Here is a 1,273-nt window from a genome sequence, read left to right on the forward strand (position 1 = left end):
CTGGTCAAGACCCCATTTAGTGGACAGTTAGAAAAAGCCCTACCCAAAAAACTGTCTCCGGTATTGTGCCGGAGACAGTTTTTTTAATTTTCTTTGCGGACGATGGTTGTTGTAAAAATAGATATATTCTTCGATTCTGCTTTGTGCATCGTCGATGGATCGGATATCATAAGGGTAGAGTGCTTCCGTCTTCAAATGAGAGAAGAAGCTCTCCATTGAGGCATTGTCATAACAATTGCCTCGGCTAGACATGCTGATTCGGGCGCCAACCTTTGGCAGCATGTCGTGGTAATCGTAGGACGTGTACTGGGATCCCTGATCGCTGTGAACGATCAGCCCAGTCACGTCCTTTTCCTTGTCAAAAGCTTTCGAGAACGTCTGAAGGACGAGTTCGTTGTCATTGCGTAAGCTCATGTTATAAGCTACGATACTCTTCTGGCACAAGTCCTTAATGGCAGAGAGGTATAACCACGTATCTCCGACTCGAAATTGGGTGACATCGGTGACCCATTTCTGGTTAGGTACATCGGCTTCAAACTGTCGCTCCAGCATATTTTTAACAACTCGGTCACCTACATGCCAATTACGGATATGACGGTATTTGCGGCGTATCTGAGCTTGCAGCCCCATCTCTTGCATGAGACGGAGCACCTTCTTATGGTTCATCCAGACGGCGTGATCCTGCAGCATGAAAAGCTGAATCTGGCGGTAGCCGTAGATGCCCTTGTATCGCTCAAAAGTGGTACGTATTAGCTCTTTAGCATGCTGATCCTTATCGACTTCCTTACGTTTTAAAAAGGCGTAGAATCCGCTTCTGGACAGCCCGATTTCTTTACAAAGTTCTGCAACGGTATAATGCTCTCGGAGTTCTTCGACGAGCCGACACTTCTCTGGTACACCTCCGCCTTCGTAATGACCAACCACTTTTTTAGAACAGCATTCTCCATCTCTAATCGTCTGACATAACGGTTTTCATCCGCATAATTTTTCCGCTTCCCACGTGTATCCGTCAGTCCAAAATCGCCCATTTGATTGTACCTTCGCATCCACACCTTTAACCGGCCCACATCAGTGATCCCCAGTTCCTCTGCTACTTTCTTCTTTGTCATGCCTTGCAGCCGCATCTCTATTGCTCTTTTCTTTGTCTCAAAGCTGTATGTCTGATGATTTTCTCCCTGTTTTTTCATAACGAAAAGCACCCCCTATAGTTTTCATCGGTTTAAACACTAGGGTGTTTTTCCAATGTCCACTATAAGGGGTGCAGATCAGACGG

1 protein-coding gene and 1 pseudogene are annotated in these 1,273 nt (G+C 46.0%); both read right to left on the reverse strand.

Annotated elements, in window-relative coordinates; all coding sequences use genetic code 11:
• Positions 1–39: 39 nt before the first annotated feature.
• Positions 40–924, reverse strand: a complete 885-nt coding sequence (locus AC0YNU_RS32860) for an IS3 family transposase (RefSeq protein WP_475764256.1) — start codon at positions 922–924, stop codon at positions 40–42.
• 122 nt (positions 925–1,046) lie between these two features.
• Positions 1,047–1,187 (reverse strand): annotated as a pseudogene (locus AC0YNU_RS32865) (helix-turn-helix domain-containing protein); the annotation flags it as partial.
• Positions 1,188–1,273 lie beyond the last annotated feature (86 nt).

The organism is Paenibacillus sp. J31P316 (genome assembly GCF_056269105.1).